The following is a 25,440-nucleotide window of genomic DNA, read 5'->3' as shown; positions in this document are numbered from 1 at the left end:
TCGCACTCACGGGGAGATCTCGTAGTGTCGGATTTCGCTGAAATCTAGCCCCCCGTGGAAGGAGAATTTGCCTCCCCCCGGCGCGGAGCCGAACGGCAAACCCAGCTGAGAGATTGCGTCCACGCTGAACGGAGAGAGGTGTCGCGCCAGGCGTTGGAGTCCAGCCATCAGCGGGAGCCGTTCAAGCATGGGGTCCCTCGGCAGGCTTGGCAGGACGCTACCTACATACCGCCTAAAGTCCTCAGCGCCCAGGATTTGTGAGGCGACTCTCTCCAATACCTGAATCCCATCGCTGTAGCGCTGCGGACTCTGCCGATGAAGCACGCGGAACGCACTAGCCATTGTTCCGATCCCGTACCCAACTTGCTCACGCGTCGCGCCGTGGCCAGCGCCGTTATGGAGGATAAGTCCGGCAACGCCGAGCCCAAGCCGGGCGTGGTTCTGAAGCAGTTCGATGCGAGCGAGCTCATTGAGGTACACACGAATCGCGCTCCTAGAGTCCTGCGTCGTAGTCAGGAGCGGAATGATCCCCTTCGCATACTCGAGGGCGTGCTGTGAATCAGTCTTCCGTGTCACACTCAGGTACGTGATACGAGGCTCCAGAAGTTCAGGGGCTCCCTTGATAGCTCCGGTACAGGCCGCCCTGGCCACTCTGGTGTCGTCGATGCTTTTGCCCAACAGGTACGCGTCCTGGTAGTCCGCTCTTTCCGCACCGGCTACCCGGAGTCGGGCACCCGCCCGAGCGCACGCCTCTGCTACATCCGTAAGTCGCCCGTTCTTCCGCAACCAATCGACCGCGTGCTGGGCGATTATCGGATGCCTCGCGTAAACGTGCCGCCCCGCGAAGGTGATACTCGCCTCGCGTCCAAGCGCGTTGAGGACAGATACGTTCTCAAGCGAATCATCGAAGTTGACCATCTCGCCGACGAGGACTCGCGTCGCGCCCCGAAGGTTCGCGCCGTTCGAATCCAGTGTCGCCTGCATGAAACAGATTGCACCGAAGACGTCCGCGAGAGTAAGTAGAGTGCCAGCACGCGCCGGAGTCCGAACGAGACGATTCATGAGCTCATCGATACGCGCGGACAACGCCTTGGATTCGTGAACCGCGAGCACCGCCCCGAACAAGGTCGACCTCGCCTGGTGATGTTGCGCGCGCGCTTTTGCAATCAGGTCTTCCCGTACCTCGGTGCTCACCAACTCTCGATCTCCGCGCCTGATCGTGATCCCTAGGCTGTCCCACCCTTCGGCGAGCAGAGCGGCATCAGTGTCACTCAGCCCATCGAACAACACGGGATCGATTTGCCGGGTGACGCTCGCAGGCAACGACCACCACAATCGATCATGCGACGCCAGAAGAAGAATCGTGCGCTCGGACCTGTCCGCGCGTAACAGAACCTCGATATCTGAGCGCGCGAGATCGGCCTCGTCTATGCAGAAAACGGCACTGCCCAAGCTCGGTCTCTCATTTGCGAGCCAGTCTTCACTAAGTGCCGGCGCCCCGGGAGCACGCCACAGTACGGTCCAATCAGTGTCGCCAGCCAACTCCATCGCGACTTGACGCAAGGCCATCGACTTGCCCTCACCTATCGGCCCCAACGCAACTAGACCCGCTGTGGTCGTGCCACTCGACATGCGGCTTCTGGCCTCGAACAAAAGTTCTCGACCTGGTGACAAGAGCGGCCAACGACCAGCGACCCCGTCAGACCAGGAGGGCTGAGCTCCCTCGAAGAACTCGCGGGGTGGTCGATACTCGTCTACTTGCACCGGCAGCCGTGTCCATCCTCGGGGCGACGCAAGGGTGGGCGAGGCCGCCCTCAGACCGATCGGGGCGTCGAACAGCGTGGCAGCGTCGATCCCGGAGTACACGTGGAACCCGGGCATCCCATGCAGCCTTTGGATGGAGCCTCCCGCCTCTTCGAGTTTTGGGGCGTGTGAGCACCACACAACCTCCGCGCTCAACACACTCGGAGACGCCGCGTGCCGCTCAAGCACCCGCATGAAGGAGTCTTCCCACCCTCCATAGCCGAGCACAAGGACGTTCGCATCCGTAAAAAGAGCGCTCAACAGTTCCTCTAGTTTTGCCCGCGGCGCAGCGATCTGGTTCAGGGCATTGATGCTCCAAGGTTCGGCAAAGTAGCCATGGATATGAATCACCGGCACCGACATCATGTTTCGTAGGTGCGCCCGACTTGGCGGATCGTCGAATGAAACAGGAATCGGATCGGCTATGAGGCCGCTCCCACGCAGCGCTACCTCAATCAATGGATCGAAATTGGTCGTAATGATCGGCCCACGGATTTCCGCGGGGAGGCGCGCGTAGAACTCCGCGAGGTCGCGATGCGCTTTCGGTAGCTTCCAGCGACGCTCGCGCACGGCGGTGCGCACGTCGTCCGTTTCCTGCCAGTCCTCGTCAAGGGCTTCGAGCACGGCGGCTCTAATGATCGACGTCAGAGCCTTGTCCCCGCGTTGCCTCGAGACTGCCTCAGCCGCCTGCTGGTACTTCAGATAGTCGGGGGTATCGGCCGCCCAACGTGCTCGTAGGCCCTGCGCGACGGAATCGCTCAAGGCGATAAGAAAACGTTCCGTCATTTCTTGAGTCGAGGCCACCGACCCACGACTAACACCGGAGCCGACAACCGTCAGAAGGGTCCCCGCGCCGCCTTGCGCGATGTGAGTCAACCTTTCGCGTAGGTCCTTCAAATCGTTGCGGGAACCAGGCTCGGCGGTCATTCTTCCCCTTAGGCGTTCTTGGGCATTAGACACAACCTAGTAGAGCGCTCACACGTCATGACGACATGCGGACATGAATCCTGAAGGTTTCGGTCTCGCCCTCGCAACAGAAGTGTTGACACCCCCACATTGCGTTGATAACGTTACCAATCATTGACGGGGCAGTCGAATGAGGCGACGAGGAGGCCGGATGGAGCTGTGCATCGATTTCGGGGGCACCGAGATCAAGCTCGCCCTGATCGACGGCGGCAGCATGGTCGCCGCGGGCAGCATCCCCGTCCTGGGCAGCGCCGCCGACCTCGCCGCGGCCGCCACCTGTGCACGCGGACTCCTCGCCGAGAACGGGCGATCCGCCGACGCCGCGGGCATCGCGGTACCGGGCGTCGTCGACCCGACCACCGGACGCATGCGGCACGCCAACGCCAAGTACGACTTCCTCGAGGGCTTCGACCTGCACGCGTGGGCGATGGCGGAGTTCGGACTTGCGGCCGTCGTCGAGAACGACGCCCGCGCCGCCCTCATCGGCGAGACCTCGACCGGCAGCGCGGCCGGCGAGCGCGACACCGTGCTCGTCACCCTCGGCACCGGCATCGGCACCGCGGCGATGATCGACGGCACCCCGCTGCGCGGACGCACCGGGCACGCCGGCATCCTCGGCGGACACCTCACGGTCGACATCGACGGCCCCCTCTGCCCGTGCGGGAACCTCGGATGCGGTGAGGCGCTCGCGAGCACGAGGGCGCTCCCCGACGCGGTCACCATGACCGAGGTCTTCACGACCGACACGCACCCCGCGCTCCGCGAGCGCTTCCTGCACGTGTGGGGCGCCGTGGTCACCTCGCTCGTGCACTCGTACGACCCGACCGTTGTGGTGCTGTCCGGCGGGATCCTGCGCGCCGGCGACGCGGTCCGCGCCCCGATCGAGGCTCACGTGCGCCGACACCTCTGGCCCTCGATGACACCCCCGCGCTTCGTCGTCCCGCCCGAGCCCGAACTCTCCGTCGCCCGCGGACTCAGCGTCCTCGCCCGCGCCACGACCACTCACACCGCAACACCGCAGGAGGAACAGTGACCACGCCGATCAGCGACATGCACGAAGGGCACACGACCCGAGGTCGCTACGACACCCAGCCCACCGTGGCCCTGCCGGAGGGCGAGCGCATCCTCCGCGGCGCCGAGGGCTGGACCGCCGCCGCCGAACTCGCCGAGGCCTGCGCCCGCGTGACCGGCGCCGGCCCCGTGCTGCTCGTCGACACCTACCCGGGAGTCGACGTCCCCGTCCTCACGGAGCAGGTGCGCCAGGCGCTGCCGGAGTGGAGCATCGTCGACGTCGAGAGCGCCGCCCGCCCGGTCGCGGAGGTCGAGCAGCTGATCACCCCGAACCTCACCGACGACCGTGTCTTCGGCGTCATGAGCCACTTCACCCTGACCGACTTCTACGACGCCGCGAAGCTCGACGATCTCGCGGGCAGCATCACCCAGAGCCCGACCGTCGTGATCGGCTGGGGCGCCGCCCTCCTCTCCCCGCGCCTCGACGATTCCACGGTCACCGTGCTCGTCGACATGGCCCGATGGGAGATCCAGCTGCGCCAGCGCCAGGGGGCGACGAACTGGCGCGCCGACAATGCCTCCGAAGACAACCTGCGCAAGTACAAGCGCGGCTTCTTCGTCGAGTGGCGCGTGGCCGACCGCCACAAGCGCAGCCTCTTCGAGACGGTCGATTTCGTGCTCGACGGCAATGCGATCGCCCCGGCCGAACAGCATCCGGACTCCCCGGAAGCGGGCATGATCACCGGCGCCGCCTTCCGGCAGGCCCTGGAGGATGCCGCGCTCCGCCCCTTCCGCGTCGTGCCGTTCTTCGACCCCGGCGTGTGGGGCGGGCAGTGGATGAAGAACCTCATGGGCCTCGATCCGTCGAAGGACAACTATGCGTGGTGCTTCGACTGCGTGCCGGAGGAGAACTCGCTGCTGCTGGAAGGGGAGGGCGGCGTGATCGAGATCCCCGCACTCGACCTCGTCTTCAGCCGCCCGGTCGATCTGCTCGGCGCGAAGACGTTCTCGCGCTTCGGCGCCGAGTTCCCGATCCGCTTCGACTTCCTCGACACGATGGACGGCGGCAACCTCAGCCTGCAGGTGCATCCGCTGACGGACTACATCCAGAACACGTTCGGCATGCACTACACGCAGGACGAGAGCTACTACATGCTCGATGCGGGCGACGACGCCGTCGTGTATCTGGGCACCAAGGAGGGCATCGACCGCACCGAGATGTTGCAGGATCTGGCGACGGCGCAGGACGGCGAGCATCCGTTCCCCGCCGACAAGTACGTCAACTCGTTCCCGGCCCGCAAGCACGACCACTTCGCGATCCCCGCCGGCACCGTGCACTGCTCCGGCGCGAACTCGATGGTGCTGGAGATCTCGGCGACGCCGTTCATCTTCACCTTCAAGCTCTGGGACTGGGGCCGCGTCGGCCTCGACGGTATCCCCCGCCCCGTGCACCTCGACCACGGCGCCCGCAACATCCAGTGGGACCGCGACACCACCTGGGTCGGCGACAACCTCCTCGGCCAGGTCGAGACCATCCGCACCGAGGGCGATGTGACCGAGGAGAGCACGGGCCTGCACGAGCTCGAGTTCATCGAGGTGCGTCGGCACTGGTTCACCCGAGCCGCCGACCACGACACCGAGGGCACGGTCAACGTGCTCAACCTGGTCGAGGGAGACGAGGTGCAGGTCGTCAGTCCGACCGGCGCGTTCGAGCCCTTCGTGATCCACTACGCCGAGACGTTCATCGTGCCGGCCGCCGTGGGTGCGTACCGGATCGAGCGCACCGAGAACTCGCGCAGCGCCCGCTTCGCGACCGTCAAGGCCTACGTGCGCGGCTCGCGCACGAGCGACAACTGAACACAGCGACCCGCAATGCCGTACCCATCGCCGGGGACTCCCACCACAGGAATCCCTTGCACCGCACTCATCACCTTGGTAGCGTGAATCCAGATTTCTGGTAACGATACCAAACGAACAAGGGAGTTCTGAATGATTTCGCGACGCACGATCGCCGCCGCCGCGGCCGGTCTCCTCCTCGGCACCCTGGCGCTCGCCGGATGCTCCGGCGACTCCGGTTCCGGAGACTCCGGCGAGGTGACCGGCACGCTCAACTTCTACACCGACAAGGCGGCGTGGAAGCCCGACTTCGAGTCGCTCAACGAGGTCAGCGGCGAGGCCGTCGACATCACCCTCAAGACCACCGGCTACTCGGACGCCAACCAGTACGACGCCTTCATCAAGCAGTCGTTCCGCACCGACAAGTCGCCCGGCCTGTTCACCTGGCACACCGGCGACTCGCTCAAGCAGCTGGTCGACGAGGGCCTGGTCGCCGAGACCACCGACATCTGGACCAAGGCCGTCGACGAGGGCTGGGTGAGCGAAGACCTGCGCGACAGCTACACCTTCGACGACAAGCAGTACTGCGTGCCGATGAACATCGCCTACTGGATCATGTTCTACAACAAGGCCGCCTTCGCCGACAACGGCGTCGAAGTGCCCACCACCTGGGACGAGCTGAACACCGCCGCGGAGACGCTGAAGGACGGCGGGGTCACTCCGTACTACCAGACCAGCGTGCTCTTCACCTTCCAGTGGTTCCAGCACCTGGTCGCCTCGACCGACCCCGACCTGTACGCCGGACTCACCACGGGCGACGTGAAGTACACCGACCCCGAGATCGTCGACGTCATGAACGTGTGGCTCGAGGAGCAGGAGAACGGCTGGTTCAGCGACGCGGGCAGCACGACCGATCCCGCCGTCGGCCTCAAGCAGGGCGACTACGCCATGATCAACTTCGGCACGTTCTTCGCGGGCAACCTCGAAGGCGCGGGCATGACCACCGACGACTACGGGATGTTCGCCATCCCGGCCGTCAGCGACGACCTCGACGCCACCCCGGTGGCCGTCGAATCGGGCCCGATCTGCACAGCCGAGAACTCGAAGCAGCGCGACCTCGGCCTCGCCTACGCCGAGTGGTGGATGTCGCCCGACGCGCAGACCGCCTGGAACGACGCGCACGGCGACGTCGCCTTCAACCCCAAGGCGAAGGTCTCCGACCCCGCTCTCGCCGAGCTCGGCACCGAGATCGCCGGGGACGACTACATGCTGTACGACCGGTTCTTCGAGGCCATGCCCACCGAGATCGTGACCACCGCGATCGAGCAGTTCGGCGCCTTCAACGCCAACCCCGGCGACCCGATGCCGTTCCTGGAGAAGATCCAGGCCACCGCTGACAAGTACTGGGCAGAGCAGGAGTAAGCGGGCGGATGGCGCATCAGAAGACGCCGTACCAGTGGTCCGCCCGGGGCTTCATCGCCCCGGGCGTGATCCTGGTCGCAGTCCTGCTCTACCTCCCCCTGCTGTGGACGGTGTTCCTCAGCTTCACGAAATACAACGGGCTCGGGAGCCCGAAGTGGATCGGCCTCGACAACTACGTCGAGATGCTGACCGACGGCGACTTCGTGGGCTCGGCGATGAACACCGTGCTCTGGGTGATCGGCACCCTGATCATCCCGGTCGGCATCGGCCTCGCGATCGCGCTGCTCACCTGGAACCTCGGCGGCGGCATCTGGCTGCGCCTGCCCTTCCTCATCCCCTATGCCCTCTCCGGCATCGGCGTCGGCGTGGTGTGGTCGTTCATCCTCTCCTCCGGCGGGGCGCTCGACCAGGCCCTGGCCGCGTTCGGCGTGACCGACCCGCCGCGGTGGCTGCTGGATGCTCCGCTCAACACGATCGTCATGATCATCGCCTCGTCGTGGCAGGGCGTCGGCGTGAACGCGCTGCTGTTCACGATCGGGCTGCAGGCCATCCCGAAAGAGCCGCTCGAGGCCGCGCGCATCGACGGCGCCGGCGGCGTGCGACTGTTCACCAGCATCCTCTGGCCGATGCTGCGCCCCCTCACGGCGGTGGTCGTCGGGCTCTCGATCGTCGCGAGCCTGAAGACCTTCGACATCGTCTGGGGCATGACCAAGGGCGGACCGGGCACGGTCTCGGAGACCCTGGCGCTGACGATGTACAAGGAGACGTTCGTGAACAGCGACTACGGCCTCGGCTCGGCGATCGCGGTGTTCCTCACCGTCATCACCCTGGTCGCGTCGGTGCTGTACCTGCGTCAGCAGCTCTCCCCGAAGAAGGAGATGTGATGTCGAAAGTCATCAGAACGGCCGTCCTCATCATCCTCGGACTCGTGTGGCTGCTGCCCGCGTACCTCCTCGTCGTGAACGCGATGAAAGATCCGCTCACCTTCACCTCGAAGGAGTCCTGGATCCCGACCGACTTCCACCTGTTCGAGAACTTCGCCGACGCGTTCGCGCTCTCCGGCATCGGCGACAGCATCCTGAGCACCCTGATCTACTCGATCGTCTCGCCGACCATCGCTGTACTCGTGGGTGCCGCCGCCGGGTTCGCGATCGTGGCCCTGCGGCTCAAGCGCGGGTTCCTGTGGTTCGTCGTGATCTTCGGCGGCACGGTGTTCCCGCTGCAGATGGTGCTGCTGCCGCTGTTCGACGCATACTCGCGCATCGGACTCTTCGACACCCGCGTGGGCATGGTGATCATCTACACGGTGATCTCCATCCCGTTCTCGGCGTTCGTGATGCGCAACTTCTTCACCGGCGTCGCGCACAACGTGTTCGAGGCCGCGGTGCTCGACGGCGCCACCACCTGGCGCATCTTCGTGCGCCTGTACCTGCCGATGGCGTCGAGTGCCCTGGTCGCGATCTTCATCCTGCAGGCCACGTTCGTGTGGAACGACCTGCTGCTCGGCCTCACGCTCAGCCAGTCCGACGACATCCGCCCCATCATCACGACCCTGTCCGGCATGCAGAGCACCTATGGCGGCGCGCAGATGTCGGTCGTGCTCGCCGCGGCCGTGCTCGTCTCGCTTCCCACCGTGGTGCTGTTCCTGTGCACCCAGCGGTTCTTCGCCAAGGGCCTCGCGCTCGGACAGTACTGACCCCTCTCTCCCGCCCCTCGAAAGGCATCATGCAGCCCCTCATCCCCACCGTCGATGACCTCGCCGCCGATGCGGTGACCCATCACTACGACGACATGATCGCGCCCACCGGCCTCACCAACATGCTCGGCACCGTGCGCGTCGACCACGACCTGACCGCGGTGAGTGCCGTGCAGTTCCCACCCGTGTCGCAGGGGCTCACCCAGACCGGGGTGCTGTTCGTCGACGGACGGCTGTTCGCGTCGTACGGCGTGCCCGTCACCCACGAGTGGCGGGCGGACCGGGTGGTGCGGCGGGCGACCGTGGGTGAGCTCGAGATCGAGACCACGACGGTGTGCGTGCCGGGGAAGACCGCGGTGGCGATCGACATCGCCGTGCGCAACACCGGGGAAACGGACCGGGAGGTGCGGATCGGGCTCTCGGCGGCCGCGCGGGTGACGCGCTCGGCCGACGCCTGGCTCGACGCCGAATCGCCGTCGGAACGCGACACCGCGACCGTGGACGGCGAGCGCCTGCTGTTCTCCTCGGCGGATGCCGCGGCGTGGAGCATGCAGGGGATCATCGGAGGCTCGGCGGCACTGAGCGGCGTGGCCGAGCTGCCGGACGCGTTCGACACGGGCATCGGCGGCAACGGACGCGGCGGCGAGCTGGCTGTGGTGCTCGCGGTGCCGGCCGGGGCCGTCGCGCGCACCGCGTACGTGCAGGCGGTCGGGACCTCTCGGGACGACGCGGCGCGCACGTATGCGGCCGTGACCGCCGACGTCTCAGGCGCCGTCGCCGCGGCCGAGGAGTTCTGGAACAACCAGCTGCGGGGCGCCTTCGACCCCGACGACGGCGAGTTCTCCGGGGCGCTGCCGGTGCTGGAGACGGCATCCGCGCCGCTGCGCCGCCTGTACTGGTGGGCGGCGCTGGGCGTGATCTGGTTCCGCCGCGATTTCGCCGGCAACGTGCTCGGCCGCTCCTACGACACCCTCATGCCCAACTACTGGGGCACCACCACGTTCATCTGGGACTACAGCCTCAGCTCGGTCAGTCACGCGCTGCTCGACCCCGCCGAGATGCGGAACCAGGTGCGGCACTGGATCTCGCTCGACATCCACTCGCACTTCGGCACCTCCTCGCTCACCGGAGGCCCGGTCGGGCGCTGGTACTCGGTGAACGACTACGCCATGACCAGGCTCGTGCACGACTACGTGCGTTTCACCGGCGACACCGCCTTCCTCGACGAGATCGTCGGCGACCACACGATCGCCGAGTCGGTGCGGCAGTGGGCGACGGCCTGGAAGACGCTGCGCCGAGACACTCCCCTCGCCGACTACGGGGAGATCGACAACCTGCTCGAATGCGTCAGCTCGTACACGCACGAGGTCGCGAGCCTCAACGCCGCGAACGTCTGGAGCATGCGGACGGCCGCCGCACTCGCCGAGTTGCAGGGCGACTCCGCTGCCGGAGCGGAACTGCGTGCCGAGGCCGACGCACTGCTCCCCGCCGTGATCGAGCGCTACCTCCCCGGGCAGGGGATCTTCGCGGCAGGACAGCCCGACGGCACCGTGCTGCCGGTGCGGCACTGCTACGACTTCAGCGTCGTCGGCACCACGATCGCCGAAGACCTCGCCCCCGGCATCCGCGACGACATGGTCTCGTTCTTCCAGCGCGAGCTGCAGACCGAGAACTGGATGCGGGCGCTCTCGCCCTGGGACCCCGACGCCAGCTACAGCCCTCGACCCGACCACCAGTGGAACGGCGCCTACCCCGCCTGGCCCGCCGACGCCGGACGCGCCCTCGCCGCGCTCGGGGCGCCCGAGGTGCTCACGTCGTGGATCGAGGGGCTGTCACGCACGGCGAACCAGGGCCCGATGGGGCAGGCGCACTTCGTCGAGGAGGCCGTGCCCGGCATCAACGGCGGCGCCCGCAAGGCCCCGCCGCAGCTGCCGTACATCATCGACTGGTCGTGCTCGTCGTCGGGCGCCTGGATCGAGCTCGTGATCGAGGCCCTGTTCGGCGTCTCGGTCGCGACGGACGGAACGGTGCGCGCGGCCGGATGCGTCGCCGCGCTCGACCCGCACGCCGTGCTGCACGGGCTGCGCGTCGGCGATCGGACCTACGACATCGACGCGTCGGGAGGGATCTCCGAGACTCCCGGGCGCTGAACACGACCGCCGGACCACTGCACGAACCGCAGGACCACGCTGTACCCCACACGAACACGAAGGAGTGATCGAGATGAGAAGACGCATGATCGCGGCGGGGCTCGCCGCCGCATCCCTCTGCGCGGGAGCCCTGTTCGCCGCCCCGGCGAGCGCGGCCGTTCCCGCCGGAGGCGGGCACGGCAACGGACATGGCCCCGGTCAGTGCTCGCTGGTAGACAAGACGCTCACGGCGACATCGAGCGTGAACCAGGGACTGACCGACACGTTCACGACCTACGGGAACACGGGCGGCGCGTGGACCGGCGGTGACAGCACCTACTCGCTGCCGCTCGGCAAGGGGAAGACCGGCTGGTTCTTCTCGGACACTTTCCTCGGCACCGTGAACCCCGACGGCTCCCGTCCTTCCGACTCCCCGTTCGTGAACAACTCCGTCGTGGTGCAGGACCGCCGCGGAGGGCTCTCGACCATCACGGGCGGCACCCCGGATGACCCGGCCGGCATCATCCCGCCCGAGCCCGACGGCAAGTGGTACTGGATCGGCGACCCGACACCCGGCCGCGACGGCACCGTGCAGGTACCGCTGCTGCAGTTCGCGCGCACCGGCACCGGCCAGTGGGACTTCGCGTGGACGGCGAACCGCCTCGCCACGCTCGACGGCCAGACGCTGCAGCTCGACGGCATCGTGGATCTTCCTTCCGCGACCGGCATCAACTGGGGATCCTGGACGCTCGAAGAACGCGGCACGACCTACATCTACGGCATCGCCGACCCCGGCGGAGTGCGCTCGGCGTACGTCGCGAAGGTGCAGGGCGAAGACGGGTTGAAGGGCACGTGGACGTATTGGAACGGCACGACCTGGTCGGGGGCCGAGACGGATGCCGTGCCCGTGGTGCCGTCCGTGGCCAACGAGTTCAGTGTCGCCCCCTTCCGCGACGGCTACCTGCTGGTGACGCAGGACACGTCCGAGCTGTTCAGCACCCGCATCGTCGCGCGCATGTCCTGCTCTCCCACCGGACCGTTCACCGATCCGGTCGAGCTGTACCGCACACCCGAGACGGGGGCGCTCGGCAGTTACGGCGACCCCGACGTGTTCACCTACAACGCGCACGAGCATCCGAATCTGCGGCAGGGCAACCGCATCCTCGTGTCGTACAACGTGAACACCTTCGACAATGTCGGCGACGTGTACGACGACGCCTCGATCTACCGGCCGCGGTTCATCGACGTGCAGCTGCAGGTGAGCCGTTGACCGACGACCGCGCGGCGCTCCGGGGGCTCCTCGCCTCCGGGGCGCCGGTCACCTGGGTGTTCACAGGCGACTCGATCACGCACGGGCTGATCCACACGCGCGGGGCTCGCAACTCCGTCGACCACCTGCACGAGCTGATCCGCGGCGATGCCGGCCGGGTGCAGGATGCCGTGATCAACACGGCGATCACGGGGTGGCGGGCCGACCTGATCCTGGGCGACTTCGACCGTCGCGTCACGCGCTGGCGGCCCGACGTGGTGACGCTCATGATCGGCACGAACGACTGCACCACCGAGTGGCTCGACCCGGTGATCGAGGTGTCGGCGTTCGCGGAGTCGATCACGGAGTTCGTGCGGCGGGTGCGGGAGCTCGGGGCGGTGCCCGTGCTGCAGACGCCGCCGACCGTCGACCTGCTGCACGCCCCCGACCGGGCACGCATCGGCGAGTTCGCGCAGGCGATCCGGGATGCGGCCGCGCGGGACGGGGTGGTGGTCGTGGACCACTACGCCGCGTTCGCGGAGTTCCCGGCGGGGACCGGCCCGGGCAACGAGGGCACGCCGTGGGGGCTGCTCGACGACGCGTTCCACCCGAGCGCCGCGGGGCATGCCCTGCTCGCGCTCGGGTGGGCCGAGGCGGTCGGGTTCGGCGGTGCCGGTGGGTCCGTGGCCGCCGGTTCCGGGTCTCGCGTGCTCACGGATCTGGCGGCGCGGGTGGCCGTGGCACGGCATCCGCAGTGGCCACCCGCGTGATGCGCGGCCGTCGCGGTGTGGAGGCCGCCGACGGTCAGCCGGCCTGCACGTCGAGCACCCAGGTCACGCCGAAGCGGTCGGTGAGCATGCCGAAGCCCGCCGACCATGCCGAGGCCGCCAGCGGTTCGATGACCGTCGCGCCCTCGGCCAGGCCGTCCCAGTAGCGCTGGATCTCGTCGAACGAGTCGGCGCGCAATGACTGGAAGAACGTGCGATCGGTGATGGTCGCCCCGTTCTCGCGGTGCGTGGTCCCCGCCGTCGCCGCCGGGTCAGCGTCGTCCGTGCCCGGGATGTCGTAGGCCATCAGGCGGATGCCGTCGGCCGACTCGAGCTGCCCGAACACGATCCTGTCGAAGCCGGGCACCCCTTCGGGCATGCCGAACTGCCCGTAGGTCGCGGCAGTGATCTCGCCGCCGAACACGGAACGGTAGAACTCGAGCGCCTGCCGAGCCGTGCCGCGGAAGTTCAGGTGGGTCGTGGTGGTGATGGTCATGTGGTGTCTCCTTCTTCGCTGCGATCCGCCAGTCGGAACCGCTTCGATGACGACGATCACAGGGGTAGCGGTCGGTTTCTGTCCGCTACTACGGGCAGACTGCATCACATGATCGGAAGTTCGTCCCGGATGCTCGCGCTGCTGTCGCTGCTGCAGACACCGCGCGAGTGGCCGGGCCATGTGCTCGCCGAGCGGCTGGAGGTCAGCCCGCGCACGGTGCGCCGCGACGTCGATCGGCTGCGGGAGCTGGGCTACCGGATCGAGGCGGTCAAGGGCCCTTACGGCGGTTACCGCCTCGAAGCCGGATCCGAGTTGCCGCCGCTGCTGTTCGACGATGACCAGGCCGTCGCGATCGCCGTGGCACTGCAGACCGTTCCGTCGAGCGGGATCGACATCGAGGAAGGTGCGGCGCGGGCGCTCGCCACCGTGCGGCAGGTGATGCCCTCGCGACTGCGGCACCGTGTCGACGGCATCCGGTTCTCGGGCGCCGCCGCCGATGTGCGCGTCGATCCGGCGGTGCTCGAGGCGGCGAGCGCAGCTGTCCGCGACCGCCAGGTGCTGCGCTTCGACTACGGCTCCGACCCCGACCGCCCGGCCCGTCGCACCGAACCGCACGCGGTGGTCGCCCGCGAGGGACGCTGGTACCTGCTCGCGTGGGACCTGGAGGCTGCCGACTGGCGCACGTTCCGGCTGGATCGGATGCAGCCGCGCATCCCGACCGGACCGACGTTCACGTCGCGTCCGCTTCCCGCCACGGATGCCGCGACGTATCTGGCCGCTCGGGCGAAGGGCTCGGCGGCCGAAGACCGCTGGCCGTGCGTGGGCGAGGTCGTGATCGCGCTGCCCGCCCGCGAGGTCGCACCGTGGGTGGGCGATGGCGAGGTGGAGGAGCTCGCCGACGGCTCGTGCCTGGTCACGGTCGGCTCGTGGTCGTGGACAGGGGTGCTCGCCTCGGTCGCACGCTTCGATGCGGCTTTCGCCGTGGTCGGACCGCCGGCGCTGCGGAAGGCGGCGACCGCCCTGGCGAAGCGCTTCGCCGCGGCGTGCGACTCGTCCTCCTGAATCGTCGAGTTTCACGACCTTTCCCCATTTCCTGGAACTAGGCCATGACGGGGCGGCATCAGTGGCGAGAATCAGGGTTGCTGTCCTTATGACAAACTTTGCCATCGGTATTAGCGTGGGGGCATGGCCACGATGAACATCTCTCTTCCGGACGCGCTGAAGGACTTCGTCGAAGCCCAGGTGACCGAGCGCGGCTACAGCAACAGCAGCGAGTTCGTGCGTGAGCTGATTCGCCACGAGCAGTCTCGCGAACAGTTGCGGTCGCTCGTCATCGACGGGATGACGTCTGGGCCAGGTTCTGTGGTGGACCAGGCATACTTCGATCGCCTTCGAGACCGCGCCCACGCCGACGCGCCCGACGCGTGACCCCGCAGCGTCTCGTCACGACTCGGCGGGCCGACGAGGACATCGCCGGCGCGGTCACCCGCTATCTCGGTGACGCAGGGTCGGAGGTCGCGCTCGAGTTCATCGACGACCTCCAGCATGCGATGGGTCGACTTACCGCATACCCCTCGCTCGGATCGGCCCGCTTCGAGCTGGTGACCGAGATTCCCGACATCCGCGCCTTCACTCTGCTGCGGTTCCCGTACATCGTCATCTACACCGACGACCCGGATTCCGTGCGCGTGCATCGTGTGCTTCATACCCGGAGAGATATCGCCGCCGCCCTCGCCTCGGGTGATCGTGACGCGGCGTGGTCGCGACTCGTGCGCACCGGAAGAGTCACCCTTCCTACGAAGAAGGGCGCTCTGTCACACCTCCCACAGCAGGACACCGAGACGTCCGCGAAGGTCCTCGACGAAATCCGTGCCGACCAGATCTGACTCCGCACCCACGGGAGAGCCGCCTCACCTGCGCCGGTAGACTGAGCATGCCCCGCCGGCCCCTTCCTTTGGAGTGCGCGTGACCACCGCCCCTGCACCTTCCCCCCAGCACGTCCCCGACTCCGTCGAGAACGCGATCGCGACGCCCGAGAAGGAGCAGCCGTACGCGGCCCTCGGACTCAAGCCCGACGAGTACGAGCGCATCAAGGAGATCCTCGGCCGCCGCCCCACTTCGGGCGAGCTGGCGATGTACTCCGTCATGTGGTCGGAGCACTGCTCGTACAAGTCGTCGAAGAACTACCTGCGCCGCTTCGGCCAGAAGGTCTCCGACGAGATGAAGGAACGCCTCATGGTGGGCATGGGCCAGAACGCGGGCGTCGTCGACGTCGGCGAGGGCTGGGCCGTCACCTTCAAGGCCGAATCGCACAACCACCCGTCGTTCATCGAGCCCTTCCAGGGTGCGGCGACCGGTGTCGGCGGCATCGTCCGCGACATCATCTCGATGGGCGCGCGCCCGGTCGCGGTCATGGACGCCCTGCGCTTCGGCGCGATCGACCACCCCGACACCGCCCGGGTCGTGCACGGCGTGACGAGCGGCATCAGCTTCTACGGCAACTGCCTCGGCCTGCCCAACATCGGCGGCGAGACGGTCTTCGACTCCGTCTACCAGGCCAACCCCCTCGTGAACGCCCTCGCGGTGGGCGTACTGCGTCACGAAGACCTCAAGCTCGCCAATGCGACCGGCGTCGGCAACAAGGTCGTCCTGTTCGGTGCCCGCACGGGTGGCGACGGCATCGGCGGCGCGAGCATCCTGGCCTCGGACTCCTTCGACTCGACCGGACCGACCAAGCGTCCCGCGGTGCAGGTGGGCGACCCGTTCGCCGAGAAGGTGCTCATCGAGTGCTGCCTCGAGCTGTACCGCGGCGAGCTCGTCGAGGCCATCCAAGACCTCGGCGCCGCCGGCATCTCGTGCGCGACCAGCGAACTCGCGGCCAACGGCAACAGCGGCATGAAGGTCTCACTCGACAACGTGCTGCTGCGCGACCCCACGCTCACGGCCGAGGAGATCCTCATGTCGGAGTCGCAGGAGCGCATGATGGCGATCGTCGCGCCCGAGAGGCTCGACGCGTTCCTCGCGGTCGTGGACAAGTGGGAGGTCGAGACCTCCGTGCTCGGCGAGGTCACCGGCGACGGACGCCTCATCATCGACTGGCAGGGCGAGCGCATCGTCGACGTCGACCCCTCCACCGTCGCGGTCGACGGCCCCGTCTACGACCGTCCGGTCGCGTACCCGACGTGGATCGACGCCCTGCAGGCCGATGCTGCCGAGAACCTTCCCCGCTCGAACGACCCGGAGACGCTGCGCGAGCAGTTCCTGAATCTCGTCGCCTCGCCGAACCTGGCCGACACGAGTTGGATCACCAACCAGTACGACTACTACGTGCTCGGCAACACCGCCCTGAGCTTCCCCGACGACGCCGGCATGATCCGCGTCGATGAGGAATCCGGTCTCGGCTTCGCGGTCTCGACCGACGCCAACGGCCGCTACTGCCAGCTCGACCCGTACGCGGGCGCGCAGCTGGCCCTGGCCGAGGCATACCGCAACGTCGCCGTCACCGGTGCCGTGCCGACCGCCATCACCGACTGCCTCAACTTCGGCTCCCCCGAGAACCCCGAGGTCATGTGGCAGTTCGGTCAGACGGTCGATGGCCTGGCCGACGGATGCTACGAGCTCGGCACCCCGGTCACCGGCGGCAACGTCTCGTTCTACAACCAGACCGGCGACGTGCCGATCCACCCGACCCCGCTCGTCGGCGTGCTCGGCATCATCGACGACGTCTCACGTCGTATCCCCTCCGGATGGCAGGACGAGGGCCAGAACATCTACCTGCTCGGCACCACCTCGACCGAGCTGTCGGGCTCGGCCTGGGCCGACGTCGTGCACCAGCACCTCGGCGGTCTGCCCCCGAAGGTCGACCTCGCGGGCGAGAAGCGCCTCGCGGGCCTCCTCTCCGCCGCCCGCGACGAGTGGCTGATCTCCTCAGCCCACGACCTCTCCGAGGGCGGTCTCGCCCAGGCTCTCGCCGAGGGCGTCATGCGCTTCGGCGTCGGCGCCCGCGTCTGGCTCAACGAGATCATCGAACGCGACGGAGTGGATGCCGCATCCGCCCTGTTCTCCGAGTCGACCGGCCGCGTGCTGGTGACCGTGCCCCGCGAAGACGATGTGAAATTCCGCGGCCTCTGCGAGGGACGCGACTACCCGGTGATGCGCATCGGCGTGACGGACAGTGAGGGCGCGAAGCTCGAGGTGCAGGGCGTCTTCACCGTGTCGGCCGCCGAGCTGCGCGAGCGCTCGCAGGCCACGCTCCCCTCGTACTTCGGTCCGACGGTCACGGAGCTCAGCGCATGAGCGACGTGAGCCGGCAGAACCCGAACGAAGAGGACTACGGCGACCTCGGCGAGAAGCGCAACCGGCGCATCCGCATCATCGCCTGGACCGTCATCATCGCGCTCATCCTCGGTGGTGGCGGCGCGACGGTGCTCACGCTGCTCCTCGGCTGACGCTCAGTCTGGGCTGTCACCAGCCCGGGGCGAGCCTGCGGGACGAAGTCGTCAGTTTGTGAACACCTCGTTCACAGATCGGCGGAACGGCGGAACGTCCAGAGCACGCTCGCGCCATCGGCGACGCAGGCGTACCCTCGGGCGGGAACGGAGGCACCATGACCATCCAGCCCACGAACATCACCCGCGACGAGGACGTCGAGGGATACCTGCTGGGCTCGCCCGTGAGCATCATGCGCGAGTTCATCACGACGCCGGGGCGCGGACCGCGTCTGCACCGGCATCCGTACGCCGAGACGTTCCTGATCCACCAGGGCCGCGCGCTGTTCACGGTCGGCGAGGAGCAGGTGGTGGGCGTCGGCGGGCAGATCCTCGTCGTTCCCGCACTCGTTGCGCATCGCTTCGAGGTGCTCGACGGCGGCACATACGAAGCCACGCACATCCACGCGAATGAGCGCTTCGTCACCGAGTGGCTCGAGGAGTCGGGTCGCTGAGGCCCCCCGAGAGGACTCAGCGGGTGAAGAGGTACCGGGTCAGAGCGATGATCCCCTCGGGTCCGCTGCTCTCGCGGCCCAGCGATTCCACGATGATCGCGCCCAGGATCGCGCGGCCGATCTGTGCGATCGGTGCATCTTCGGGCAGCTGACCGTCGCGGATCCCCCCTCGCAGCCGCTCCGACAGGTGCTGCTCGACACCGAGGCTTCCGCCGAGGTGGGCACCGACCGCGGCATCTTCCGCGGCGGCCGCGACCAGGGACTGCAGCAGCGCCTGCCCCTGCGTGCTCGCAAGGATCCCGAAGACCGACTGCAGCCAGGTCTCGACATCGGCGAACAGGTCTCCCGTGTCCGGCACATCGAAGTCCACGGGGATCAGGCGCCCGTCCACCAGACAGTCGGCGATCAGCGCGCCCCGCGACGGCCACCAGCGGTAGATGGTCTGCTTGCCGACTCCGGCTTCCTTGGCGATGCCCTCGATCGTGAGCCGGTCGTACCCCTGCGCGTGGAACAGTCGTGAGGTCGCATCGAGGATCGCCTCGCGTGCCGCGGTGCTGCGCACGGGCCCGCTCCGATGCTCGTTGACCATGCACTCAGGATAGTCAAAGATCTCTAGACGAGACGTGCCGTATGATCTTTCGAGTCTGAAGGAGACCACTGTGGCATCACTGCTCTACCGTCTGGGTTCGTTCGCTGCACGCAAGGCCTGGACGGTGATCGTCTCGTGGGTCCTGATCCTCGGCATCGGCGTCGGCGCCTTCCTCACCCTCGGTGGCACGCTGAGCAACAGCTTCGACATCCCCGGCACCGCCTCCGGCGCCGTGATCGATGAACTCGCCGACAAGCTGCCCGACACCGCCGGCGGCACGGGCACGGTCGTGTACAAGACCGAAGACGGATCGCCCTTCACCGACGAGCAGAAGAAGGCGATCTCCGACCTGGCCATGAGCGCCGAAGATCTCGACGGTGTCGCCCGGGTGATCGATCCGTTCGACGCACAGCAGCAGCAGGACGACCAGGCGCAGAAACTCGCCGACGGCCAGCACCAGATCACCGACGGCCGCGCCCAGCTGGATGCCGCGCAGACGCAGCTCGACGACGGACGCGCCCAGCTCGACGCCGGCCTCGCCCAGCTCACGGCAGCCCGCACCCAGGCGGAGCAGGCCGGTGCCGGTTCCGCCCAGCTCGCCGCTCTCGACGCCCAGATCGCGGCCCTGAACGCGCAGCTGGCCCAGGTCTCGGCGCAGAACGCACAGCTCGACGAGTCGCGCCTCACGCTCGACGACAACGCCGACCAGGTGGAGCAGGGCTCGACCCTCCTCGACCTGGCTGACGGCATCGGCGTGGTCTCCGAAGACGGATCGACCGCCATCGTCAACATCTCGTTCGTCGACCCGCGCCTCGAGCTCTCTGAAGAGGTGAAGCAGGGTGCGATCGACCACTTCGAGTCCGCTCCGATCGACGGCGTCGAGGTCGACTTCGGTACCGACATCGCGCAGGGTGTGCCGGAGATCTTCGGCGTCGGCGAAGCGGTCGGGCTCGTGTTCGCCGCGATCGTCCTCATCGTGATGCTCGGCTCGCTCCTCGCCGCCGCCCTCCCGATCGTCACGGCCATCGTCGGCGTCGGAGTCGGCGTCACGGCATCCCTCGCCTTCTCCGGCGTGGTGAACATGGCCTCGGTGACCCCGGTGCTGGGGGTGATGCTCGGCCTCGCGGTCGGCATCGACTACTCGCTGTTCATCGTCAATCGACACCGCAAGCAGCTGCTCGCCGGCGTCCCGGTGCGCGAATCCATCGGCCTCGCCACGGGCACCTCCGGCACGGCCGTCGTGTTCGCCGGCACCACCGTGATCGTCGCACTGCTCGCGCTCAACGTGACCGGCGTGCCGTTCCTCGGCCTCATGGGCACGGTCGGCGCGGTCTGCGTCGCGGTCGCCGTGCTCGTCGCGATCACCCTCGCGCCGGCAATCCTCGGACTCGTCGGCACGCGCCCGCTCAGCCGTCGCGCCCGCACCACGATCGGCCAGGAGCATGCCGCGGGCAAGCCCGTGAAGCGCATGTCGACCCTCCGCGCGATCGTCACCGCGCTCGTGAGCGTCGTCGCCCTACTGATCATCGCGATCCCGGCGATGTCGATGCGACTCGGACTGCCCGACGGATCGAGCGAGCCCAGCGACTCCACCAGCTACCGCGCCTTCCAGACCGTCGACGAGCAGTTCGGCGAAGGCGCGAACGGACCGCTCCTCGTCACCGCGACCCTCGACGACGCGGTCAGCGACGACGACCTGCTCTCCACGCAGGTCACGATCGCCCAGGCCATCGCTGATCAGGATGACGTGGTGGCGGTCGCGCCCATCGCCGCATCCGACGACAACACGCTCCTCGCGTTCCAGGTCGTGCCCGAAGAGGGCCCGAACAGCGCATCCACCGAGAAGCTCGTGCAGGAACTGCGCACGATGCCGGCGATCGACGACGGGATCACCCTCGGCGTCGCGGGTCAGGCGGCCATCAACATCGACATCTCCGAGGCACTGGCCGGAGTCCTGCCGCTGTACCTCGTGGTCGTGGTCGGACTCTCGCTCCTCATCATGATCGTGGTGTTCCGCTCGCTACTCGTGCCGCTCATCGCGACGGGCGGGTTCGTGCTGTCGCTGTTCGCGACGTACGGCCTGATCGTCGCGGTGTTCCAATTCGGCTGGGGTGCCGAGATCATCGGACTGCACAGCACCGGGCCGATCCTGAGCTTCCTCCCCGTGATCCTCGTCGGCATCCTGTTCGGGCTCGCGATGGACTATCAGCTGTTCCTCGCCTCCGGCATGCGCGAGGCGTATGTGCACGGGGCCTCGGCGCGGGATGCCGTCGCCCAGGGCTTCCGTGCCGGTCGCTCGGTCGTGATCGCCGCCGCCCTCATCATGGTGTCGGTGTTCGGCGGGTTCATCTTCTCGGAGTCGACGATCATCCGCTCGATCGGATTCGGCCTCGCATTCGGTGTGCTGCTCGACGCGTTCGTGGTGCGGATGCTGCTGATGCCCGCGCTCATGCACCTGCTCGGGCGCTCGGCGTGGTGGCTGCCGCGCTGGCTCGACCGCATCCTGCCGAACGTCGACATGGAGGGCGCGGCACTCGAACGCGATCACCCCGGGATGAAGGCCGTGGCGGTTCCGACCACGACCGACTCGGTGCCGACGACCCGGACCTCCGCCTGACGCCTGCTCAGCCGGCCCGGACGTCGGCGGGGCTGCCTAGAGTGGGCGCATGACCGCCGACGCCCGTGACCGCCTGCTCGCACTGCGCGCTCAGGCCGAGGCGCGGGTGCAGGCGACGGCCGCGACGCTCGACGAACTCACTCACGACCGGGCGGGCTCGAACGACGACGACGAACACGACCCCGAGGGCGTCACGCTGTCGTCGGAGTGGTCGCGGCTGACCGGGCTCGCCGAGGCCGCAGCGTCCGAACTGCGCCAGGTCGACGATGCGCTGGCGAGGGTGGATGCCGGCACCTACGGGATCTGCGCCCACTGCGGGAAGCCCATCCCGGCCGGGCGCCTGGAGGCTCGACCGTTCGCCGAGTACTGCGTCACCTGCGCAGAGAAGCTCGGGAGATAGCCCTGACGGGGACGACGAACGCGAGTAGCATCCCACCCATGCCCATCACCCTCGAGAACGTCGGCATCGCCGTCCGCGACCTGGAAGCCACCATCTCCTTCTTCACCGACCTGGGCCTCACCGTGCTCGGGCGCGACGAGGTCAGCGGAGAGTGGGCGTCGACCGCGGTCGGTCTCGACGGCAACCACGCCAAGATCGCGGTGCTGCAGACGCCCGACGGACATGGCCAGATCGAGCTGTTCGAGTACATCCACCCCGACGCGATCGAGACCGAACCGACGCAGCCGAACGAGATCGGCATGCACCGCATCGCCTTCTCGGTCGACGACATCGACGAGTCACTCGCGATCGCCGCCCGCCACGGCTACCACCCGCTGCGCAGCGTCGCGAACTACCAGGACGTCTACAAGCTCACGTACCTCCGCGGCCCCAGCGGCATCCTCGTGATGTTCGCACAGGACCTCACGAAGAGCTGACCATCCCGCGCCAGATCACCTCGATCGCGGCGCGCAATCGGGCCACGACCGCGGGATCGCTGATCCGGTCGCCTCGCACCACGAGCTGGTAGTACGCGACCCCCGCGATGGCGTCGAAGCAGGCTTCGATGTCGAGGTCGGCACGCAGCTGGCCCCGTGCGATGCCCGTGCGGAGTGCGTTCTGCAGGGGCACCCGTCGCCGCGACACGTGCGACTCCCAGTACGTCCTCTGCAGGGCACGATCAGCCATGACCAGGCGGATGCGCTGCCGGAACCGCTCCTCGGAGTATCCGGGTGCCGAGGGGGCGACGCCGTCGGCACCGAGCCCGAGACCGGCGAGCAGCACCTCGTGCAGGTCGGCATCAGCGGGGTACTCCGGCGGCACCTCGCGCCCGACGTCGAGCGCGGCGGCGATCAGGAGCGTGAGCGACGGCCAGCGCCGATACAGGGCCGCCCGACTCACCCCGCTGCGAGCCACCACCCGCGACACCGTGACCTCCTCGCCCGCGTCGATGATCTCCAGTGTCGCCGCGACGATCTGCCCGTCGATCTCCTCATCGCGCGGACGACCGGGGCGGCGGCGAACCGCGGCCCCGGCATCCGTCGTCATCGTGCTCACGCGGCGAGCGCCCGTGCACGCAGACGGGCGATCGTGGCATCGGACAGCCCCGCGGCGCGCAGCGGCGTCAGCGGGTCGCCGTGCTGTGCGCGGAGGGTGTCGAGCAGGCTGCGCATCGACACGTCCATCGAGCCTTCGAGCAGGGAGGACGACTTGTCGAGAGCGTCGGCGTCGAAGCCCAGCGCCTTCCACATGGCGCCCATCACGGGGGCGGTGCGCGCCATGATCGCGACCATGTTGTCGCCGGTGCGGGCATAGTCGGTGACGATGTCGTCGTCTGCCGCGCCCAGCGCGAGCAGCAGCATGGCCGCGAGAACTCCCGTGCGATCGCGACCGGCGGCGCAGTGGAAGGCCGCAGCTCCCGGGGTGTGCGCGATCACGTTGAGCGCGATCACCAGCTGCGGCGCTGCGCTCTCGACCATGCGCTGGTACATCAGACCCATGGCCTCGTGGCTCAGCGTCGGGGCCTTCTCGCCCATCGACTCCCCCACATCCGCGATGAGCGGCAGGTGGTGGTACGCGACCGGATGCTCACCGAGAGGGCCGCGTCCCGTGACCGAGACCTCCAGCGGCGAGCGCAGGTCGATGATCGCGGTGAGGCCGCGGGCGACGAGCTCGTCTGCCACCTCCGAGGTGACGTATGCGAGGTCGTCGGTGCGGATGGCGAGACCTTCGCGGAGCACGCCGCCGTCGATCGCGATGCCGCCGAGGTCGCGCAGATTGACCGGCGCGCTGAGGACGAGTCCGGTGTCGATGATGGTCATGTGATTCTCCTTCGGATGAGGGCACTGCCCTGGTCGATGACCGTGACGAGCACGATGATGCAGATGATGATGGCGCTGAGGTGGCCGTAGTCGTACATGCGCATGGCCGTCGTCAGCTCGAGGCCGATGCCGCCGGCGCCGACGAGACCGAGGATGGTCGCCCCTCGCACGTTCCCCTCGAACAGCAGCAGTGTGTACGAGGTGAGCAGCGGTGCGGCCTGCGGCAGGATGCCGTACTGGATGACCTGCCGCTTCGAGGCGCCGACCGCCTCCATCGCGACGACCGGTCCGCGGTCGACCTGCTCCATCGCCTCGGCGAAGATCTTGCCGATCGAGCCGATGGAGCCGAGCGTCATGGCCAGGATGCCGGCGAACGGACCGAGCCCCACGGCCGAGACGAACATGAGCGCGAACACCAGATCGGGCACCGAGCGGATGATGTTCATCACCCAGCGCGTCGGGTAGTACAGCCACTTCGGCGCGAGAGTGGACGTGGCCCCGAACGCGACGATCAGCGACAGCACCGCCCCGAGCACCGTGCCGACCACGGCCATCTGGAACGTCTCCAACAGCAGAGCGAGGATGGTGCCGATCTTCGAGAAGTCGGGCGGGAAGAGGCGCGACAGGAACTCGCCCATGTTGATCGCACCCTCGCCGAGCTTCACGAAGTTGAACTGGGCGCCGTTGAACGACCAGATCAGCACCAGCACGGCGACCGGCAGACCGATCAGGAAGCGGGCACGCGGCACCCGGAACGCCGACTCGAGGCGGGTGCGCTCCGCGGGGTCGAGCGCGGGACGGGTCGCGCGTTCGGTTCGCGGTTCAGTGGTCGTGGTCATCGCCGTGCTCCTCGTCGTCGTACAGCGACTCGAGCGCCGCGGCATCCAGCTGCGAGGTCACGCCCGAGACGAGCATCTCGCCGTGCCGCAGCCCGACGATCCGGTCGCTGTGAGCGAGCGCGAGCGGCAGCACGTGCAGACTCACCAGCACGGGGATGCCGTCCTGTGTGGCGATCTCCCGCAGCAGGTCGAGCACCGAGCCCGCGAGCTTCGGATCGAGCGAGGCGACCGGCTCATCGGCCAGGATCACCTTCGGCTGCTGCATGAGCGCCCGGGCGATCGCGACCCGCTGCTGCTGTCCGCCCGAGAGCGAGCGTGCAGGGGCGGACGCCTTGTGGGCGATGCCGACCCGGTCGAGCAGCTCCAGCGCCCGTCGACGGTGTGCGGTCGAGAACCCGCCGGCGAGGTTGATCGGCCCGGCGCCGTGCAGGGCTCCGGTGAGCACGTTGGTCAGGACGCTGAGCCGTGGGATCAGGTTGAACTGCTGGAACACCTGACCGACCTCGGAGCGGAGGGTCCGCAGTTCGCCACGGCCGAGGTTCGTGACGTCGTGCCCGGCCACGCGCACCGAGCCGGCTGCGATCGGCGCGAACCCGGTGAGGCTGCGCATGAGCGTCGACTTGCCCGACCCCGAGGCGCCGAGCAGGGCGACCATCTCGCCGGGGAACAGGTCGAGGTCGACCCCGTCGAGCACGGTGTTCTCTCCGTACGCGACCTGCAGTCCGCGCACGGTGGCGAGGGGGAGCGTCTGACGGAGCTCGGCGGTGGGAGTGCGCCCTTCGTCTCGCTGCGCTCGCTCAGGAACCGGGGGTGTGGGCG

At 68.0% G+C, this 25,440-nt stretch carries 24 protein-coding genes; 17 read left to right on the top strand and 7 right to left on the bottom strand.

Features of this window, described 5'->3' with window-relative positions; genetic code table 11:
* Positions 1 to 6: 6 nt before the first annotated feature.
* Positions 7 to 2,730 carry an SIR2 family protein gene (locus tag CQ042_RS10070; RefSeq protein WP_105670350.1) on the bottom strand — a complete coding sequence of 908 codons (2,724 nt, stop codon included), beginning with the start codon at positions 2,728 to 2,730 and terminating at the stop codon, positions 7 to 9.
* Between the two features lie 190 nt (positions 2,731 to 2,920).
* Here CQ042_RS10070 and CQ042_RS10065 point away from each other — a divergent pair, with 190 nt between their 5' ends.
* From CQ042_RS10065 to CQ042_RS10030, 8 genes are all read left to right on the top strand, one after another.
* A complete protein-coding gene (locus CQ042_RS10065) occupies positions 2,921 to 3,802 on the top strand; it encodes an ROK family protein (RefSeq protein ID WP_181157525.1) in 882 nt (293 codons plus the stop codon).
* A complete protein-coding gene (locus CQ042_RS10060) occupies positions 3,799 to 5,637 on the top strand; it encodes a class I mannose-6-phosphate isomerase (RefSeq protein WP_105670348.1) in 1,839 nt (612 codons plus the stop codon). The genes CQ042_RS10065 and CQ042_RS10060 overlap by 4 nt, the downstream gene beginning before the upstream one ends.
* Positions 5,638 to 5,769: 132 nt before the next feature.
* A complete protein-coding gene (locus tag CQ042_RS10055) occupies positions 5,770 to 7,038 on the top strand; it encodes an ABC transporter substrate-binding protein (protein WP_105670347.1) in 1,269 nt (422 codons plus the stop codon).
* Between the two features lie 8 nt (positions 7,039 to 7,046).
* Positions 7,047 to 7,922 (top strand): carbohydrate ABC transporter permease, encoded by an 876-nt coding sequence (locus tag CQ042_RS10050; protein ID WP_105670346.1) that lies wholly within the window; start codon positions 7,047 to 7,049, stop codon positions 7,920 to 7,922.
* Entirely contained in the window at positions 7,922 to 8,734 is an 813-nt protein-coding gene (locus tag CQ042_RS10045) for a carbohydrate ABC transporter permease (protein WP_105670345.1), read from the top strand. Before CQ042_RS10050 ends, CQ042_RS10045 begins: the two co-directional genes overlap by 1 nt.
* 29 nt (positions 8,735 to 8,763) lie before the next feature.
* Complete coding sequence (locus CQ042_RS10040) at positions 8,764 to 10,884, top strand: hypothetical protein (protein ID WP_219844841.1); 2,121 nt, start codon at positions 8,764 to 8,766, stop codon at positions 10,882 to 10,884.
* Between the two features lie 73 nt (positions 10,885 to 10,957).
* Positions 10,958 to 12,133: a DUF4185 domain-containing protein gene (locus CQ042_RS10035; RefSeq protein ID WP_181157524.1), complete on the top strand. Its 1,176-nt coding sequence runs from the start codon at positions 10,958 to 10,960 to the stop codon at positions 12,131 to 12,133.
* A complete protein-coding gene (locus CQ042_RS10030) occupies positions 12,130 to 12,882 on the top strand; it encodes an SGNH/GDSL hydrolase family protein (protein WP_105670343.1) in 753 nt (250 codons plus the stop codon). The genes CQ042_RS10035 and CQ042_RS10030 overlap by 4 nt, the downstream gene beginning before the upstream one ends.
* A 34-nt stretch (positions 12,883 to 12,916) precedes the next feature.
* Here CQ042_RS10030 and CQ042_RS10025 read toward each other — a convergent pair whose 3' ends face one another.
* Entirely contained in the window at positions 12,917 to 13,375 is a 459-nt protein-coding gene (locus tag CQ042_RS10025; protein WP_105670342.1) for a VOC family protein, read from the bottom strand.
* Between the two features lie 108 nt (positions 13,376 to 13,483).
* Between CQ042_RS10025 and CQ042_RS10020 the strand changes: the two genes are divergently transcribed.
* From CQ042_RS10020 to CQ042_RS10000, 6 genes are all read left to right on the top strand, one after another.
* Entirely contained in the window at positions 13,484 to 14,437 is a 954-nt protein-coding gene (locus tag CQ042_RS10020; protein ID WP_105670341.1) for a YafY family protein, read from the top strand.
* Positions 14,438 to 14,560: 123 nt separating this feature from the next.
* On the top strand, positions 14,561 to 14,803 hold the full coding sequence (locus tag CQ042_RS10015) for a ribbon-helix-helix domain-containing protein (protein ID WP_105670340.1): 243 nt from the start codon (positions 14,561 to 14,563) through the stop codon (positions 14,801 to 14,803).
* Complete coding sequence (locus CQ042_RS10010) at positions 14,800 to 15,261, top strand: type II toxin-antitoxin system RelE/ParE family toxin (protein WP_105670339.1); 462 nt, start codon at positions 14,800 to 14,802, stop codon at positions 15,259 to 15,261. Before CQ042_RS10015 ends, CQ042_RS10010 begins: the two co-directional genes overlap by 4 nt.
* 79 nt (positions 15,262 to 15,340) lie before the next feature.
* Positions 15,341 to 17,671, top strand: coding sequence for a phosphoribosylformylglycinamidine synthase subunit PurL (gene purL / locus CQ042_RS10005; RefSeq protein WP_105670338.1), 2,331 nt, complete (start codon positions 15,341 to 15,343; stop codon positions 17,669 to 17,671).
* A complete protein-coding gene (locus tag CQ042_RS20440) occupies positions 17,668 to 17,823 on the top strand; it encodes a hypothetical protein (RefSeq protein WP_181157523.1) in 156 nt (51 codons plus the stop codon). Before purL ends, CQ042_RS20440 begins: the two co-directional genes overlap by 4 nt.
* A gap of 158 nt (positions 17,824 to 17,981) precedes the next feature.
* A complete protein-coding gene (locus tag CQ042_RS10000) occupies positions 17,982 to 18,317 on the top strand; it encodes a cupin domain-containing protein (protein ID WP_105670337.1) in 336 nt (111 codons plus the stop codon).
* Between the two features lie 16 nt (positions 18,318 to 18,333).
* Here the strand turns inward: CQ042_RS10000 and CQ042_RS09995 are convergent, their stop codons facing one another.
* Positions 18,334 to 18,906: a TetR/AcrR family transcriptional regulator gene (locus tag CQ042_RS09995; RefSeq protein WP_105670336.1), complete on the bottom strand. Its 573-nt coding sequence runs from the start codon at positions 18,904 to 18,906 to the stop codon at positions 18,334 to 18,336.
* A gap of 70 nt (positions 18,907 to 18,976) precedes the next feature.
* Between CQ042_RS09995 and CQ042_RS09990 the strand changes: the two genes are divergently transcribed.
* The 3 genes from CQ042_RS09990 to CQ042_RS09980 are packed head-to-tail and all read left to right on the top strand — an operon-like array spanning position 18,977 to position 22,399.
* On the top strand, positions 18,977 to 21,523 hold the full coding sequence (locus CQ042_RS09990; RefSeq protein WP_105670335.1) for an MMPL family transporter: 2,547 nt from the start codon (positions 18,977 to 18,979) through the stop codon (positions 21,521 to 21,523).
* 49 nt (positions 21,524 to 21,572) lie between these two features.
* The gene (locus CQ042_RS09985) at positions 21,573 to 21,923 is read left to right on the top strand and encodes a TraR/DksA C4-type zinc finger protein (RefSeq protein WP_105670334.1); all 351 of its coding nucleotides are present in this window, start codon (positions 21,573 to 21,575) and stop codon (positions 21,921 to 21,923) included.
* Between the two features lie 38 nt (positions 21,924 to 21,961).
* Positions 21,962 to 22,399: a VOC family protein gene (locus CQ042_RS09980; RefSeq protein WP_105670333.1), complete on the top strand. Its 438-nt coding sequence runs from the start codon at positions 21,962 to 21,964 to the stop codon at positions 22,397 to 22,399.
* Here CQ042_RS09980 and CQ042_RS09975 read toward each other — a convergent pair.
* From CQ042_RS09975 to phnC, 4 genes are all read right to left on the bottom strand, one after another.
* Entirely contained in the window at positions 22,386 to 23,009 is a 624-nt protein-coding gene (locus CQ042_RS09975; RefSeq protein WP_258132226.1) for a TetR/AcrR family transcriptional regulator, read from the bottom strand. The genes CQ042_RS09980 and CQ042_RS09975 overlap by 14 nt on opposite strands.
* Positions 23,010 to 23,014: 5 nt before the next feature.
* On the bottom strand, positions 23,015 to 23,782 hold the full coding sequence (locus tag CQ042_RS09970) for a tyrosine-protein phosphatase (RefSeq protein WP_105670331.1): 768 nt from the start codon (positions 23,780 to 23,782) through the stop codon (positions 23,015 to 23,017).
* Positions 23,779 to 24,621, bottom strand: coding sequence for a phosphonate ABC transporter, permease protein PhnE (gene phnE, locus CQ042_RS09965; protein WP_105670330.1), 843 nt, complete (start codon positions 24,619 to 24,621; stop codon positions 23,779 to 23,781). The genes CQ042_RS09970 and phnE overlap by 4 nt, the downstream gene beginning before the upstream one ends.
* The coding region (gene phnC / locus CQ042_RS09960) for a phosphonate ABC transporter ATP-binding protein (RefSeq protein ID WP_219844840.1) at positions 24,605 to 25,440 on the bottom strand (836 nt) is incomplete at its 5' end. The genes phnC and phnE, both read right to left, overlap by 17 nt.

Origin of the sequence: Microbacterium sp. MYb62, from assembly GCF_002979475.1 — a bacterium.
In the GTDB taxonomy this organism is placed as follows: Bacteria; Actinomycetota; Actinomycetes; order Actinomycetales; family Microbacteriaceae; genus Microbacterium.
This window is presented reverse-complemented; position numbering and strand designations above follow the sequence as displayed.